We start from the raw sequence: 15,131 nt of genomic DNA, 5'->3' as shown, positions 1-15,131 counted from the left end.
CGCGTCTACTCCGCCCAATGAACCGTCATACCACTCAGCACTGCCGCGATCGGAGCGTCTTCGGGCGGCAACGTCATAGCCCGCTCAAGCGCATCACGTTTGGCGGTACCGAAAATGATCAGATGTTTCGAAAGCGCCCCCTCCAGAACCGGCGCAGTCAGGGTAATGCGCGGTTCTGGCTGCACATCGGTGCGTGCCACCGCAAGCGTTGGCGCATGGCTGTCCAGCGCGGCCGCCAACCCGTCCATCCCCGGAAAAAGCGAGGCGGTGTGCATATCCTCACCCATCCCAAGCACCAGCACTGACAGCGGCAGCACTGGGTTAATCAAGCTCTCAATCTCGGGTAAAACTTCCTCAGGTTCGTGGCCTTCAACATAGAGTGGCACATATTGCGCAACCGAGGCGCGGCTGGTCAGCAAACGCTCTCGGATCAGACGCTCGTTTGAGCGTTCGCTATCCCCCGCAACACAGCGCTCATCAGTGGGCAGAACCCGCACCCGATCCCATTCCAGATCGGCGGCGCAGAGGACGTCGAACACCGGCCCTGGTGTCGTCCCGCCGGGAACCGCAAGCGAGACCATGTCATGGTGCAGCAAGGCGGATTCCAAGTCTCCGGCGAGATCATTGGCGACATCTATCGCCAGCATGTCACGGTCGGCATATTCTTTGATATTCATGGGTTTATCCCCTGCCAGCGGCGACCATCTCGTTTCATCAGCAATTCGGCGTCGCCGGGGCCGGTGCTGCCACTTTCATAAGGTTTGGGCACATCGCCCCGTGCTTCCCAGCCAGCGATGATCGGGTCGGTCCAGGCCCAGGCGGCCTCGACCTCATCACCGCGCATGAACAGGGTCTGGTTGCCGCGAATAACATCCATCACCAGCCGTTCATAGGCATCAGGTGGATTCTGGCTTTCGGGTCCCAGCGCCTCGGCAAAACTCATGTCCAGCGGCACGTCGACCAGACGCATACCGCCCTGCCCGGGTTCCTTGATCGTCACCTTCAGCGTAATGCCTTCATTGGGCTGCAGCCGGATCGACAGCGCATTTGCATGGCGCCCCGCCTCTTCCCCGAAGATCGAATGCGGCGCGTCCTTGAACATCACATTGATGACCGAAGACCGTGCCACCAATTCTTTGCCCGTACGCAGATAGAACGGAGTTCCCGCCCACCGCCAATTGCTGATATGGGCGCGCAAAGCCACATAGCTTTCAGTTGTGGAGCGCGGGTTTCCTACAACGTCACGATAACCTTGGCCCGCTGCACCGTCGACGAATTGACCGCGCACGATGTGGTGCGGCTCAACCGGATCCAGCGCCCGGATCACCTTCAGCTTTTCATCACGCACCGCATCGGGGTCGAATTTCGCCGGTGGCTCCATCGCGATGAGGCATAGAAGCTGCATCAGGTGGTTCTGCATCATGTCGCGCATCGCACCCGCACGCTCATAATAATCCTCACGCCCGTCAATGCCGACAGTTTCAGCAACTGTGATCTGAATGTGGTCGACGTATTGGCTGTTCCAGAGCGGCTCGAACAGCATATTGCCGAAACGGACGGCCATCAGGTTCTGCACCGTCTCTTTGCCCAGATAATGATCGATCCGATAGATCTGGCTCTCATCAAAATGCGCCGCGAGCGTTGCGTTCAACGCTCGGGCGCTTTCCAGATCATGTCCGAACGGTTTTTCAACCACGATCCGCGCCTGCTCGGTCAAAAGGTCATGCGCTTTGATCTGCTCGGCCAGTGGCCCAAACAGGCGTGGCCCAACCGAGAAATAGAAGGCCCGTACGCGTTGCGGCTGCAACTTTCCGGCAAGCCTCGCCCAACCCTCATCCGACAAGGCATCCAGCGAAACATAATCGACACGCTGCAGAAACCCCTGCAGCGCTTCGGCATCCCGAACCTGATCCGGCGCATGCCGATGGAGCGATTCGGAGACCATCGCCCGAAACGCCCCGGCGTCCAGCCCACCCCGGGCAGCTCCAATAATCTGAGTGTCCTGAGGCCATTGACCAGCGCAATAGCGTCGAAACAACGCTGGAACGATCTTGCGCTGCGCCAGATCGCCAGTTGCGCCGAAAATGACCAGATCGAACGGGTCGACAGGTATGACACGAGAAACCATGCGTTTTCCTTACCTTGCCGCTTGGGCCATGTCCAATGTTAGCGCAATCATAAAGCAATAAATCGCTGCCATCAAAACTCCGTCAATGACAGGTTGTCCCACTTAACGAAACCCACCTGATTGGTTAGGTCAGGCAGGCAAGCGCACTGAACCGGATACCGGAATGAAAGACAACGTCCCGCAGGCTGCCAATATCGGCAAATTTCAAAACAAAAAGGTGACAGCAGACGGCCAGACACGCGCCTCGGTCACCCTGACCAACCCCGAGACGTTGTGGTTCAATACTGGAACCCTGTGCAATATCGAATGTGTGAACTGCTACATTGCCAGTAGCCCCACGAATGACGCCCTGGTTTACATCACCGCTGACGAGGTGCGCGACTATCTGGATCAGATCGAAGAGCGTAAATGGCCGATCCGCGAGATCGGATTTACTGGCGGCGAACCCTTTATGAACCCCGAGATGATCGACATGACCCGTACGGCGCTGGAGCGTGGATACGAGGTGCTGATCCTGACCAATGCGATGTTGCCGATGATGCGCCGCAAAACGCGTGAGGGGTTGTTGGATTTGCAGCAAACCTACGGCGATAAGCTTACCCTGCGGATTTCGGTCGATCATTATCGGCCTGAACTTCATGATGAGGAACGTGGCGCAGGCAGTTTTGACAAAACGGTCGCGGGAATGGAGTGGTTGCGCGACAATGGGTTCAAGATGGCTATCGCTGGTCGCACGCTCTGGGGTGATACCGACGCCGAAAGCCGCGCAGGCTATACCGCGTTTTTTGCAAAGCATGGGTTTGACGTCGACGCCCAGAACCCTGCTCAGACCGTCCTGTTCCCCGAGATGGATGAAACTGTGGAAGTGCCCGAGATCACCACGGCCTGCTGGGGCATTCTGAACAAATCGCCTGATGCGGTGATGTGCGCCAGCTCTCGAATGGTGATAAAGCGCAAAGGTGCCGAACGTCCCGCTGTTTTGGCCTGCACGCTGCTGCCCTATGCGCCTGAATTCGAAATGGGTGCAACCCTGGCCGAGGCGGAATCCAACGTTCATCTGAACCACCCCCACTGCGCCAAATTCTGCGTGTTAGGCGGGGCAAGCTGTTCAGCCTGAGGGTTAATTCACCCGGAATTCACCCACCATATTGCGCCACTCCCCCGGGGCGATCATCTTACGATGGGTGAACCGGACCGAATGCAACGGTCCTTCGATCTCTTTTTGCCAGAATTCTACGAATTTAAAGAGTTTCGGATGATCAGGAGCAAGGTCGTAATCCTGCCAGATAAAGGTATTCAGAACATGAATATAATCGGGCATGTGATAAAAGAACTCCGCCGTCGTCAGCCCGTACCCCTTGAGCATCAATTCGGTTTCGCTTTGCGCCATTCAGACCTCCAAATTTGTTAAAAGGTCTTCTCAGGGTAACACGGAACCCTCCTAATACTTATATAACAATATGTTACCCTCGTGTTACCGCGGTATTTTTTTGCTAAATCATCAGCTTGCTTGCACCTTATATGCCGGGTCTGATAAGGTGCATCCACAAGATATAGATCAAGAACAAGACACGGGCAGCCTACGTGAGCGATACGCCAGAAACCCCAGAAAACATGGATGAAACCCCGCCCGAGCGCCCAGTCTATGACGGCCCGACGGTCTCCATCGAATCCGAGATGCGCACGTCCTATCTGGACTATGCCATGTCGGTCATCGTGTCCCGCGCGATCCCCGATCTGCGCGATGGCCTGAAACCGGTTCACCGGCGGATTCTCTATGCCATGCACGAGACCGGGAATACGCATGACAAAGCGTATCGCAAATCGGCCCGCCCGGTTGGCGATGTGATGGGTAAATACCACCCGCATGGTGACTCAGCCATCTATGACGCGCTGGTGCGGATGGCGCAGGATTTCTCGATGTCGCTGCCGCTGCTGGACGGTCAGGGCAACTTTGGCTCGATGGATGGCGATAATCCGGCGGCAATGCGTTACACCGAAGTGCGGATGGACAAGCCTGCCGCCGCGCTGCTGGCCGATATCGAAAAAGAGACGGTTGATTTTCAGGACAACTACGACGGCAAGGACAAGGAACCGACCGTCCTGCCCGCGCGTTTCCCGAACATGCTGGTCAATGGCGCCGGTGGTATCGCTGTGGGTATGGCCACGAACATCCCGCCGCACAATCTGGGTGAAGTGGTCGACGCCACGCTTGCGCTGATCGACGATCCGGATTTGACCTCGGAACAATTGATCGAATACGTCCCCGGCCCCGACTTCCCCACCGGCGGCGTGATGCTGGGCCGTTCTGGCGCACGCAAAGCCTATCTGGAGGGCCGTGGCAGCGTCATCATCCGTGCTAAGACGCGGGTCGAAGAACTGCGCAAGGATCGCTACGCCATTGTCGTGGATGAGATCCCGTATCAGGTAAACAAGGCTTCGATGATCGAGAAGATCGCCGAAGCGGTGCGCGAGAAACGCATCGAAGGCGTGGCGCATGTACAGGACGAATCCGACCGCAATGGCGTGCGCGTGGTGGTCGAACTAAAACGCGATGCAACGCCCGAGGTCGTGCTGAACCAGCTCTTCCGCTTCTCGCCGATGCAGACATCGTTCGGTTGCAACATGCTGGCCCTGAACGGCGGCCGTCCCGAGCAGCTGACCCTGCGCCGGTTCCTGACGTCGTTCATCGACTTCCGCGAGGATGTCGTTGCCCGTCGTACCGCCTACGACCTGCGCAAAGCGCGTGAACGCAGCCATATCCTGTGTGGTCTGGCCGTGGCCGTGTCGAACGTGGACGAAGTGGTCGCCACGATCCGCTCGTCGGCAGACGCCGCAGAGGCGCGCGAGAAACTGATGACCCGCCGCTGGCCTGCATCCGAGATCGAGGGCTATTTGCGTCTGATCGACGATCCTTTGTCCAAGATGAACGACGATGGCACCTATAACCTGACCGAGGTTCAGGCCCGCGCCATCCTTGACCTGCGCCTGCAGCGCCTGACCCAACTGGGTGTCAAAGAGGTCACCGACGAGCTGGAAGAACTGGCCGCCAAGATCAAGGAATACCTGGATATTCTGTCCTCGCGCGAGCGCATCATGGGCATCATCGCCGATGAGCTGCGCGACGTCCGCGAGAAATTCGCCGTCGACCGCCGTACCGAGATTGTCGACTGGTCCGGCGACATGGAAGACGAGGACCTGATCGAGCGCGAGGATATGGTCGTGACCGTCACCTCGGGCGGTTACATCAAGCGCACGCCACTGGCCGATTTCCGTGCGCAGAAGCGTGGCGGCAAGGGCTTGTCGGGGATGCAGACCAAGGAAGAGGATGTTGTCACCAACCTCTTCGTGGCGAACACGCATACTCAACTGCTGTTCTTCACCACCGATGGCATGGTCTACAAGCTCAAGACTTGGCGCCTGCCGCAATCGGGACGCACCGGCAAAGGCAAGGCTATCGTCAACATCCTGCCGATCCCCACAGGTGTTTCCATCGCGGCGATCATGCCGGTCGATGTGCCGGATGAAGAATGGGAAAACCTGCAGATCGTCTTCGCCACCAGCGCGGGCGACGTGCGCCGCAACCGCTTGTCGGACTTCACCAACGTTCGCCGCAATGGCAAGATCGCAATGAAGCTGCCCGAGGGCGTGGAACTGGTGAACGCCCGCATCTGTTCGGAAGACGAAGACGTGATGCTAGTCACCAATTCCGGCCGCGCGATCCGCTTCCGGACCACCGATGTGCGTGTCTTCAACTCGCGCGAATCCACCGGTGTTCGTGGCATCAAGCTGACCAATGGCGACCATGTCGTTTCCATGTCTGTCATCCGCCACTTCGAGGCCGGGCCGGATGAACGCGCCGCGTATCTGAAAATGCGCCGTGCCGTAGCGGGTATCGCCGATGATGGTGAGACCGATGAGGATGAAGCGACCCCCGGCACCATCACGCAGGAACGCTATGCCGAAATGTCGGCGGCCGAAAACCTGATCCTGACCATCACGACCGGTGGCGCAGGCAAGCTGAGCTCAAGCCATGATTACCCCGTCCGCGGACGCGGCGGCATGGGTGTCGCGGCGATGGACAAGGCAATGCGGGGCGGCGAACTGGTTGCGTCTTTCCCAGTTGAGATTGATGACCAGATCATGCTGGCAACGTCCAAAGGCCAGTCGATCCGTGTGCCGGTCGAAGGCATCTCATTCCGGTCTCGCAGCGCGGGCGGTGTGCGGGTCTTCAACACCGGCAAAGGTGAAGAAGTTGTTAGCGTCGCCTGGATAGCCGATCAGGGTGATGAAGAAAGCGAAGAATAACAAAGCACTACAGAAGTGTAACAAAGCGCCCGTTTTGCGGGCGTTTTTGTTATTCTGGGTCACGTTCATGCCAACGGCCCCGTTGGCGGACTTGCCCGAGACCCACCGCAGCCCTAGCCTTTTATTATGTGGTCTTTCGCCCATATCCGCCCTGCCTACAGCCGCGCTGAACGCATAAGCGATGGTGTCATTCATGTGCTGGGCGTGTCCTCGGCGCTGATCGCGGCTCCGATGCTGATCATCATGACAGTCTTTTATCGGTCCGACCCGGCGGCGGTCCTGGGGGCTTCGATCTATGGTATCACGCTGGTTCTGATGCTGACCTTCTCGGCGCTTTACAACATGATCGAACATGATGAATGGGCAGAGTTTCTGCGCCGTCTCGATCATTCCGGCATCTATGTGAAAATTGCTGGCACCTATACACCGTTTCTATTGCTTTCAGCCTCACAACCACCGGGGCTGTTGCTGGGCCTGTGGTCTTCGGCGACGCTCGGGTCGGTCCTGAAGATGATCGACCCCAGCCGCTTCCGCTGGTTCGGACTGGCGCTTTATCTGCTGATGGGGTGGGCCGCAGTCTGGGCCGGGCAGTCCATGCTGGCCGAGCTTTCGCCGGGCACCTTGACGCTTATGATTGCCGGGGGTCTGATCTACACCGCAGGCGTGGTTTTCTACCTTTTGGACTGGCTGCCCTATCACAACACCATATGGCATGTGTTCGTCTTGACTGGTAGCGGCCTGTTCTTTGCCGCCGTCGCCCTGCGTATCGAAATGGTACCGTCTGGGCCCATCTAAGGTCGAACCCGATCATGCCGAGCGGGCTTCAAAGCCCATACAACGCCCCAAACTTCTGCTCCAGATAGGCCAACAGCGGCTCTGGTCCCGGTTCCACGCCACTGGCGCGCTGGATGATTTCGCGGGGCGCGTAAAGCCCTCCGTGTTGCTGAACCTGCTCTCGAAGCCAGCCGGTGGCCTCGGATGTATCGCCAGCCGCCAACTGCCCCTCAAGTTTGGGAATTGCCGTGCGCAGCGCATGATACAGGCATCCCGCATAGACGTTGCCCAGCGAATAGGTCGGGAAATAGCCAAACAAGCCAACCGACCAATGCACATCCTGCAAACACCCGTTCGAGGGCTTATCCACCGCATACCCGAAATCCGCTTTGAAACGATCATTCCAAGCAGCCTCAAGGTCGCTCACCTGCAAGTCGCCGGCCATCAGGGCGCGTTCCAGATCAAAGCGCAGCATGATGTGAAGGTTGTATTGAACCTCATCGGCTTCGGTCCGGATATACCCGTTATGGACCCGATTCACCGTGGCATAGAACGCATCCGCGTCCGCGACGCCAAAGTCACCAAACGCGTCGGTCATCTGCTTGAACAGCCAACCGGTGAAGGCACGAGACCGGCCCAACTGGTTCTCATAGATACGGCTTTGGCTCTCATGCACGCCCATCGAGACACCCCGGCCCAGTGGGGTCAGCAGATAGTTGCGGTCGATCCCCTGTTCATAAGCTGCGTGCCCGACTTCATGAATCGTGGAATAGAAGCAGTTGAACGGGTCGGTTTCACTGGTCCGGGTGGTGATGCGCACATCCAGACCGCTGCCCGAGCTGAACGGGTGCACGGCCTTGTCTACGCGTCCATTGTTCAGATCATACCCAAAGGCCACGGCCAGCTTTTGTGATAGACGCATCTGAGTGAGTTCATCAAAACGGCCCGTCAGTGCAGCAGGCTCGGGACGATCCAGGACAGCGGCGCGTAGGGCAACCAGACGCGGGCGCATTTCGTCAAAGATCGCGGCAATCTGGGCTCCGGTCGTATAGGGTTCATAATCCTCGACCATCGCGTCATAGATATCGCTGCCTTGTGCCAACGCTTCGCCTTCCTGGCGTTTCAGGGAAACAACCTCTTCCAATACCGGAAGGAAAGCCGAAACGTCTTCGTCCGCACGCGCCTGCGCCCATTTACCCTGCGCCGCCGAGGTTACCCGGGCAATCGCCGTGGCCAGATCAGCGGGCACCTTTACCGCCCGGTCATAGGCGCGCCGGATTTCACGCAGCTGCGCCTTGCCAACCTCGTCCTGAGGCGCAGCCTGCTCCAGCCAGTCCGCAACACGCGGGTCGGAACGGCGGGCATGCAGAACAGCCTCAATCGCTGCCATCTCCTCGGCCCGCTGCACAGCCGCTCCGCGCGGCATCACCGTTTCCTGATCCCAACCCAGCCGTCCGGCAATCTGGCCCAGGGCCGAGGTTTCGCGCTGAAAGGCCATCAGATCATTGAATGCTGTCATGAAATCATTCTCCGCGCAGAGAGGTTGCGATGGGGTAAGCTGTCAGGAACCGCGCGCGCAGGATCAAGGTCCAGACAACCACGGCCATGAACTGGTGGAAAATGGCGATCTGCCACGGGGCTGCGTAAACGACAGTCACGATGCCCACAACCACCTGTAGCGAGAGCGCCGCAAAGGCCGCGTTGAATGCGAACCGGGTTTGTGGATGGGCGCTGGTCTGCCCACGCCGCCAGACGACAAAGGCGAAGATGAGCAGCAGATAGCCCACGCAACGATGAATGAACTGCACCAGACCGGGGCTTTCGAAGAAGTTGCGCCACATCGGCTCAAGCATCGCCGCATCAGGCGGCAGCAGTTGCCCACCAATCAGAGGCCAGTCGGTGTAGGACCGCCCGGCGTCGATCCCTGCCACCAAGGCACCGATGAGGATTTGCAAAAAGGTGAAGTGCAGCAGACCGGTCGACAGAGAGAAAAGTTTGGTCTCTTTCGCGCGTCGGGCCTGCATCAGGTCACGCTCTTCCCGGCCAAGTTCAAAGATGTACCAGGCAAGGAAACCGAGGATCACGAAGGCCAACCCCAGATGCGTCGCCAGACGATAGCTGGCAACGGCGGTCATGCCTTCACCTTGCGTGACGCCCGAGGCAACCATCCACCAGCCAACAGCCCCCTGAACGCCGCCCAGAGCGCCGGGGATCAGCAGCTTGCCGGTCCATCCCGTCGGGATTTTGCGCGCCACAAGAAAGCCAAAGAACCCGATGGCCCAGACGAGTCCAATCACGCGGCCCAGTTGGCGATGGCCCCATTCCCACCAATAGATGGTTTTGAAATCATCCAGTTCCATCCACTGGTTCTGAATGCGCCACTGGTCGATTTCTTTGTACTTATCAAACTCGGATTGCCAGTCGGCCTCATTCATCGGCGGGATGGCCCCGGTGATAGGCCGCCATTCGGTGATCGAGAGACCGCTATCGGTCAGGCGCGTCAGCCCGCCCACCGCAATCATCACCACCACCAGAGCAAACAGGATCATCAGCCAGGCGCGGATTGCATTGCGCGCGCCACCGCGGCCCCGATCGATCATACCGGGTTGAACTGCCTGTTGCTTTTCGGTGTCCGAGACTTCCTCGAAGATGCTGCGCTTACCGCTCATGCTGTCCTCATGTCCTGAATTTCATCGCAAGCTAGGGCCACCGGCAGCCGAGGTCCAGCCTCAGCCTTTGTCCTTCCAGCGGACCATCTGCCGCATGATCCCGTGCAGCATCTGCACATCCGCACGTGTCATCCGCATCCGCGACCACAGATTGCGCAGATTGACCTTCATGCCCTCCGCCTTTTCGGGTGGATAGAAGAACCCGGCCTCTTCCAACCGGTCCTCGTAATGCTCGACCAGTTTTTCGACCTCGATACCCGTGGCCCAGTCGCCCTTGCCCAGATCAGTTGCCTCATGCACGACATCCCCGGTCTGGCGCATCCATTCATAGGCGGTCAGCAGCACGCATTGCCCAAGGTTCAACGAGGCATATTCCGGATTCACAGGGACCGAGATGATCGCGTTGGCCTTGGCAATATCTTCGTTTTCAAGCCCTGCACGTTCCGGGCCAAACAGCACAGCCACCTTTTCGCCCGCCGCCACTTTCTCAGCTGCGAGCTGCATTGCACGCTCCGGGCTATAGACGGGCTTGGTCAACCCGCGCTGCCGCGCTGTTGTGGCAAAGACAAAGGTGGTGTCCGCCAGCGCGCCCGCCAGATCATCGAACAGCTGCGCCTCGTCCAGCAGCCGTCCAGCCCCGCTGGACATCGCCACAGCCTTGGGATTGGGCCACCCGTCCCGCGGCGCCACGATCCGCATCCGGTCCAGCCCAAAGTTCCACATCGCCCGCGCGGCGGCACCGATGTTTTCACCCATCTGCGGGCGCACCAGAACGAAGGAAGGCTGGGATGTATCGCTGGGCATGGCTCACTCCGAAAAACTCCGCCTGCTCTACTGGCCACATGGATCAAGGGCAAGCCGCCCCTGCCTGTTCTGCTCTCAAATAGATGCTCAGCGGGCATAAAAGTTTGCTTCCCCCGCGCAATCCGCTAAACCGCGCGAAAGAATTCAAAGCCGAAGGACGCGCAATGGACACTCCAGAGCAGCCGCAGATTTACCTGATCACGCCTCCGACTATCGCGCTGAGCACATTCCCCGAACAATTGGGCCGTGTGCTGGATGGGGCTGACATTGCCTGTATTCGTCTGGCTTTGGCAGGCAGCGACGAAGACACCATCTCGCGCGCGGCCGATGCCTGCCGCGAGGTGGCGCATGCGCGGGACGTGGCCATCGTGATTTCCAACCACGTTCTGCTTGCGCAGCGGTTGGGGCTGGATGGCGTGCATCTGGATGACGGCGCGCGCTCCATCCGGGCTGCCCGCAAGGAATTGGGCGCAGACGCGATCGTAGGCAGCTTCTGCGGCACCTCCAGCCATGATGGCATGACCGCTGGTGAGAATGGTGCGGATTATGTGGCCTTTGGCCCGGTCGGCTCTGTCACGCTGGGCGATGGTACGCAGGCCGAGAAAGACCTGTTCCAATGGTGGTCCGAGATGATCGAGGTTCCGGTCGTGGCCGAAGGTGGGCTGACCCCGGAACTGGTGCAGGACCTTACCCCCTGCACTGATTTCTTCGGCATCGGCGAGGAAATCTGGTCACAAGATAACCCGCTGGACGCGCTGAACTCTCTGATTGCCGCAATGCGCTGAGGGATGTGAGCGTTAACCCTTGCACCCACGCCGGGGCTGCGGCATGACACGTGGCATGAATAAGAACAGCGAAATCCTGTGCATCGGTTCAGTCCTTTGGGACGTGATCGGACGGTCGGCCAGCGCCATGCGTCAGGGCTCGGACGTGCCGGGTCGCATCACCCGCCTGCCCGGTGGCGTCGCCATGAACATCGCCATGACGCTGGTGCGGTTCGGGATGACTCCCACGCTGCTGACCGCAATAGGCCGCGACCCCGAGGGCGACGAACTGGTTCAGTCCTGCGCGCGCCTCGGGATGGTCACCGATCACATCTATCGCTCGCAAGACCTGCCAACCGACAGATATATGGCTGTCGAGGGCGCAAACGGGCTGATCGCCGCCATTGCCGATGCGCATTCGCTGGAAGCCGCCGGAGCCAAAATCCTGCGCCCTCTCATGCACGGGCCTTTGGGTTACGAAAATACACCTTTCGAAGGCCCCATTGCACTGGATGGCAACCTGACACTCACCCTTCTGGAAGAGATTGCCCAAAGCCCCGCCTTCGCCAAAGCCGATCTGCGCGTCGCGCCCGCCTCACCCGGTAAGGCCGAGCGGCTGCTGCCCTTCCTCAAACACGCCCGCGCGACACTGTATGTGAACCTCGAAGAGGCCGGCCTGCTATGTCAGCGCGAATTCACCGATTCCGAAAGCGCCGCCAAGGGTCTGCTGGATCGTGGTGCCCTGCGGGTACTGGTAACCGATGGCGGAAACTCAGCCACTGTCGGGGATACTGACGGCGTTCTGACCCAAACACCCCCTTCGGTTCTGGTCACTCGTGTGACTGGTGCCGGAGATACCTTCATGGCCGCCCATATCGCCGCCGAGGCAAATGGCGCAGTGAATGACGCGGCCCTCAGCCGCGCCCTGCATGCCGCCGCAACCTATGTTTCCGGAGAAACCCCACTGTGATCACCCTTCACTATTCCGCCGAGGTCCGTGCTGCCAAAGATGCAGGCCAACCCATCGTGGCACTGGAAAGCACCATTATTACCCACGGCATGCCCTACCCTCAGAACATCGAGGTTGCGGCCCAGGTCGAACAGGATATCCGTGATGCCGGTGCAGTTCCGGCCACAATCGCCGTTATCGACGGTGTTCTGAATGTCGGTCTCGAAGCCGACCAGTTGAGTGCATTGGGTCAGGCTCAGGGCGTCGCCAAACTGTCGCGTGCTGACATGGCGGCGTGCCTCGCTACCGGCGGCACAGGCGCAACCACGGTTGCGGCCACGATGATCGCCGCACATTACGCCGGTATCGAGGTTTTTGCGACCGGGGGCATCGGAGGGGTGCATCAGGGGGCCGAAACTTCATTCGATATTTCTGCCGATTTGCACGAGCTTGCCCACACCCCGGTCACCGTTGTAGCGGCCGGGGCCAAAGCCATCCTCGACCTAGCCAAAACGCTTGAGGTTCTGGAAACGCTGGGCGTGCCCGTCATCGCGCATGGGCAGGACGAGTTTCCGGCGTTCTGGTCCGCAAAGTCTCCGCTCGCGGCCCCGCTGCGCATGGACGATGCTGCCAAGATTGCCAAAGCCCACGCCACCCGTCGCGCGCTGGGTCTACCCGGCGGACAATTGGTGGCCAACCCAATCCCCGATGCCGATCAGATCCCGTCCGATGAATTGGCGCCCATCATCGCATCGGCCCAATCCGACGCCGAGACGCACCGCATCACCGGCAAGGGCGTTACCCCTTATCTGCTGCAGCGTATCTACGAACAGACCGAGGGCCGTTCCCTTACTGCCAATATCGCTCTGGTCCGCAACAATGCCCGCCTGGCTGCCGCCATCGCGCGAGAATTGGCAAAATCGGCACCGTAAAGGGGCCTATTGTACCAAAGGCCCAGACTGCTTACCTAAATCCGCAAACCACTCAGGACCGCAATGAACACTCCGTTTGACGAAGAACCTCACCGCCGACCGGGTCTGTTGTCCCGGCTGCGCGCGTCTTTTCTGACGGGCATTGTCGTCATCGCGCCCGTGTGGCTGACTGTTTGGTTGATCTGGTCTGTCGTGGGCTGGATCGACAGCGCGGTACTGCCGCTGATCCCGCAGCGGTTCCAGCCTTCGGAATATGTCGGCATCAACTTGCGCGGCGTGGGCGTCGTCATCTTCCTGCTCTTCACGGTCATCGTCGGCTGGATTGCCAAAGGCATCCTGGGCCGCTCGTTGATCCATTTCGCCGAGAGCCTCGTCGACCGTATGCCCGTTGTTCGTTCGGTCTATTCCGGGATCAAGCAAATCTCGGAAACGGTGTTCGCGCAGACCGAGCGGTCTTTCGAAAAGGCTTGCCTGATCCAGTATCCCCGCCGAGGCATCTGGGCCATCGGCTTTGTCTCGACCACCGCCCGGGGCGAAGTGAGTGAGCGCGCTGAAACCGGGGGCGAGTTGCTGAGCGTGTTTGTCCCCACAACTCCGAACCCTACATCCGGTTTCCTGCTGTTTTTCCCCGCCGAGGACGTGATCCTGCTGGACATGTCCATCGAGGACGCAGCCAAACTGGTGATTTCAGCCGGTCTTGTTTATCCGAACGACAAAGACCCGACCCAACCACCTGAATAATCAGCCAAACATCGCAGGCAGATCGACTGTGCTGCGCTCTCCCAGATCGTCTTTACAAGCAGTCAGAAACTGCTCTGCCGCGTTGCGTCCGGCCTTTTTCAACCGGTTCAACACAACCGGGTTGGGTACAATTTTGGTCGCCGCCGAGAGGTCGTTCATCAAGGCGTCATCCGCAATCATATGCACCAGCACCCGGCTCATCTCTCCCGCTTTCAGTTTGCCCTCGGCCAGCAAGCGCTGCACGAAATTGATAGCTCGTAATTCGCGAAAGAGCGATGAGTTGAAACTGATCTCGTTGATCCGGTTCTGGATTTGCTGCGGCGTTTTGGGAACCTCGTCACGTTCCAGTGGGTTGATGTTCACGATCACCACATCATCCGGCAAACCATTGTTGAACAATGGATAGAGAGCCGGATTGCCCGTATAGCCCCCATCCCAATAGGCCTCGGTTCGCCCGGATTTGGGGTCAAAAATTTCAACCGCCTGAAACAGGTTGGGCAGGCAGGCCGAGGCCAGAATGGCATCTGTCGAAATCTCTTCCCCGGCAAACACGCGGATCTTGCCGCTGCGCACACAGGTCGCGCAGACAAAAAGCTCTGGCCCCTCATCTGCGCAGATTTCGTCAAAGTTGAAGCGATCCACCACCGGGGTAAGCGGATTGCGGTAGAACGGACCATAGGCATAGGGCGACACCAGCCGCGACCAGGTCTCGGCCATCGAAAACGGAACCGAGTATTCCAGCGCCTGAGCAACATGAGCGGGCTCAATGCCGCGCATCCAATGGGCAATCCGCATATCCCCGACGGCCCCCATGCGCTTCCACAACCCATCCAGAGAAGCCCGCGCGCCCTCACGCCCGTCTCGTACCATCCCCGACTTAAACGCTGCCCCGTTCAGCGCCCCCGCCGAGGTTCCTGTGATCGCTGCAACCTCGATGTCCTCTTCGTCCAGCAAACGGTCCAGCACGCCCCAGGTGAACGCCCCATGCGCCCCACCACCCTGCAATGCCAGATTGATCCTCTTCACGACCCCACCCTCTTCTTCTGACTAATATTACTTCGG

At 59.2% G+C, this 15,131-nt stretch carries 14 protein-coding genes; 7 read left to right on the top strand and 7 right to left on the bottom strand.

From position 1 onward, the window contains the following. Positions 1–5: 5 nt before the first annotated feature. Positions 6–677, bottom strand: a complete 672-nt coding sequence (gene pgl / locus ACR0AZ_RS04390) for a 6-phosphogluconolactonase (protein WP_480469680.1) — start codon at positions 675–677, stop codon at positions 6–8. After that, the gene (zwf, locus tag ACR0AZ_RS04385) at positions 674–2,128 is read right to left on the bottom strand and encodes a glucose-6-phosphate dehydrogenase (RefSeq protein ID WP_480469679.1); all 1,455 of its coding nucleotides are present in this window, start codon (positions 2,126–2,128) and stop codon (positions 674–676) included. Before zwf ends, pgl begins: the two co-directional genes overlap by 4 nt. A 163-nt stretch (positions 2,129–2,291) precedes the next feature. Here zwf and ACR0AZ_RS04380 point away from each other — a divergent pair, with 163 nt between their 5' ends. Continuing rightward, the gene (locus tag ACR0AZ_RS04380; RefSeq protein WP_480469678.1) at positions 2,292–3,245 is read left to right on the top strand and encodes a radical SAM protein; all 954 of its coding nucleotides are present in this window, start codon (positions 2,292–2,294) and stop codon (positions 3,243–3,245) included. A 3-nt stretch (positions 3,246–3,248) separates the two neighbouring features. Here ACR0AZ_RS04380 and ACR0AZ_RS04375 read toward each other — a convergent pair whose 3' ends face one another. Continuing rightward, on the bottom strand, positions 3,249–3,518 hold the full coding sequence (locus tag ACR0AZ_RS04375; RefSeq protein ID WP_480469677.1) for an usg protein: 270 nt from the start codon (positions 3,516–3,518) through the stop codon (positions 3,249–3,251). Positions 3,519–3,712: 194 nt separating this feature from the next. Between ACR0AZ_RS04375 and gyrA the strand changes: the two genes are divergently transcribed. Both gyrA and trhA read left to right on the top strand, forming a co-directional pair. Continuing rightward, on the top strand, positions 3,713–6,436 hold the full coding sequence (gyrA, locus tag ACR0AZ_RS04370; RefSeq protein WP_480666852.1) for a DNA gyrase subunit A: 2,724 nt from the start codon (positions 3,713–3,715) through the stop codon (positions 6,434–6,436). 126 nt (positions 6,437–6,562) lie between these two features. After that, positions 6,563–7,231, top strand: coding sequence for a PAQR family membrane homeostasis protein TrhA (gene trhA / locus ACR0AZ_RS04365; RefSeq protein WP_480657498.1), 669 nt, complete (start codon positions 6,563–6,565; stop codon positions 7,229–7,231). Positions 7,232–7,259: 28 nt separating this feature from the next. Here the strand turns inward: trhA and ACR0AZ_RS04360 are convergent, their stop codons facing one another. Genes ACR0AZ_RS04360 through ACR0AZ_RS04350 form a run of 3 tightly spaced genes read right to left on the bottom strand, consistent with a single transcriptional unit; the run spans position 7,260 to position 10,683 of the window. Further along, a complete protein-coding gene (locus ACR0AZ_RS04360; RefSeq protein ID WP_480469674.1) occupies positions 7,260–8,729 on the bottom strand; it encodes a carboxypeptidase M32 in 1,470 nt (489 codons plus the stop codon). A 4-nt stretch (positions 8,730–8,733) separates the two neighbouring features. After that, positions 8,734–9,879, bottom strand: coding sequence for a heme A synthase (gene ctaA / locus ACR0AZ_RS04355; RefSeq protein ID WP_480666851.1), 1,146 nt, complete (start codon positions 9,877–9,879; stop codon positions 8,734–8,736). A gap of 60 nt (positions 9,880–9,939) precedes the next feature. Beyond that, positions 9,940–10,683: an RNA methyltransferase gene (locus tag ACR0AZ_RS04350; protein WP_480657495.1), complete on the bottom strand. Its 744-nt coding sequence runs from the start codon at positions 10,681–10,683 to the stop codon at positions 9,940–9,942. A gap of 164 nt (positions 10,684–10,847) precedes the next feature. Here ACR0AZ_RS04350 and ACR0AZ_RS04345 point away from each other — a divergent pair, with 164 nt between their 5' ends. From ACR0AZ_RS04345 to ACR0AZ_RS04330, 4 genes are all read left to right on the top strand, one after another. Next, entirely contained in the window at positions 10,848–11,468 is a 621-nt protein-coding gene (locus ACR0AZ_RS04345) for a thiamine phosphate synthase (RefSeq protein WP_480469671.1), read from the top strand. A 55-nt stretch (positions 11,469–11,523) separates the two neighbouring features. Further along, positions 11,524–12,417: a PfkB family carbohydrate kinase gene (locus tag ACR0AZ_RS04340; RefSeq protein ID WP_480469670.1), complete on the top strand. Its 894-nt coding sequence runs from the start codon at positions 11,524–11,526 to the stop codon at positions 12,415–12,417. After that, positions 12,414–13,328, top strand: a complete 915-nt coding sequence (locus tag ACR0AZ_RS04335) for a pseudouridine-5'-phosphate glycosidase (protein WP_480469669.1) — start codon at positions 12,414–12,416, stop codon at positions 13,326–13,328. Before ACR0AZ_RS04340 ends, ACR0AZ_RS04335 begins: the two co-directional genes overlap by 4 nt. Positions 13,329–13,391: 63 nt before the next feature. Next, positions 13,392–14,069 (top strand): DUF502 domain-containing protein, encoded by a 678-nt coding sequence (locus ACR0AZ_RS04330; RefSeq protein ID WP_480469668.1) that lies wholly within the window; start codon positions 13,392–13,394, stop codon positions 14,067–14,069. On the opposite strand, the gene ACR0AZ_RS04325 is transcribed toward ACR0AZ_RS04330, so the two are convergent. Continuing rightward, positions 14,070–15,095, bottom strand: coding sequence for a patatin-like phospholipase family protein (locus ACR0AZ_RS04325; RefSeq protein WP_480666849.1), 1,026 nt, complete (start codon positions 15,093–15,095; stop codon positions 14,070–14,072). Between the last annotated feature and the right edge of the window lie 36 nt (positions 15,096–15,131).

This window comes from Ruegeria sp. BE3, assembly GCF_056538865.1.
The sequence above is the reverse complement of the archived record's forward strand: the minus strand, read 5'-3'. Positions and strand labels throughout refer to the sequence as shown.

What these genes read in the sequence shown, in the direction of transcription:
- pgl (WP_480469680.1), bottom strand. Translation starts at nt 677, where the DNA reads ATGAATATCAAAGAATATGCCGACCGTGACATGCTGGCGATAGATGTC.
- ACR0AZ_RS04350 (WP_480657495.1), bottom strand. Translation starts at nt 10,683, where the DNA reads ATGCCCAGCGATACATCCCAGCCTTCCTTCGTTCTGGTGCGCCCGCAG.
- zwf (WP_480469679.1), bottom strand. Translation starts at nt 2,128, where the DNA reads ATGGTTTCTCGTGTCATACCTGTCGACCCGTTCGATCTGGTCATTTTC.
- ACR0AZ_RS04375 (WP_480469677.1), bottom strand. Translation starts at nt 3,518, where the DNA reads ATGGCGCAAAGCGAAACCGAATTGATGCTCAAGGGGTACGGGCTGACG.
- ACR0AZ_RS04360 (WP_480469674.1), bottom strand. Translation starts at nt 8,729, where the DNA reads ATGACAGCATTCAATGATCTGATGGCCTTTCAGCGCGAAACCTCGGCC.
- ACR0AZ_RS04345 (WP_480469671.1), top strand. Translation starts at nt 10,848, where the DNA reads ATGGACACTCCAGAGCAGCCGCAGATTTACCTGATCACGCCTCCGACT.
- ACR0AZ_RS04380 (WP_480469678.1), top strand. Translation starts at nt 2,292, where the DNA reads ATGAAAGACAACGTCCCGCAGGCTGCCAATATCGGCAAATTTCAAAAC.
- trhA (WP_480657498.1), top strand. Translation starts at nt 6,563, where the DNA reads ATGTGGTCTTTCGCCCATATCCGCCCTGCCTACAGCCGCGCTGAACGC.
- ACR0AZ_RS04340 (WP_480469670.1), top strand. Translation starts at nt 11,524, where the DNA reads ATGAATAAGAACAGCGAAATCCTGTGCATCGGTTCAGTCCTTTGGGAC.
- ACR0AZ_RS04330 (WP_480469668.1), top strand. Translation starts at nt 13,392, where the DNA reads ATGAACACTCCGTTTGACGAAGAACCTCACCGCCGACCGGGTCTGTTG.
- ctaA (WP_480666851.1), bottom strand. Translation starts at nt 9,879, where the DNA reads ATGAGCGGTAAGCGCAGCATCTTCGAGGAAGTCTCGGACACCGAAAAG.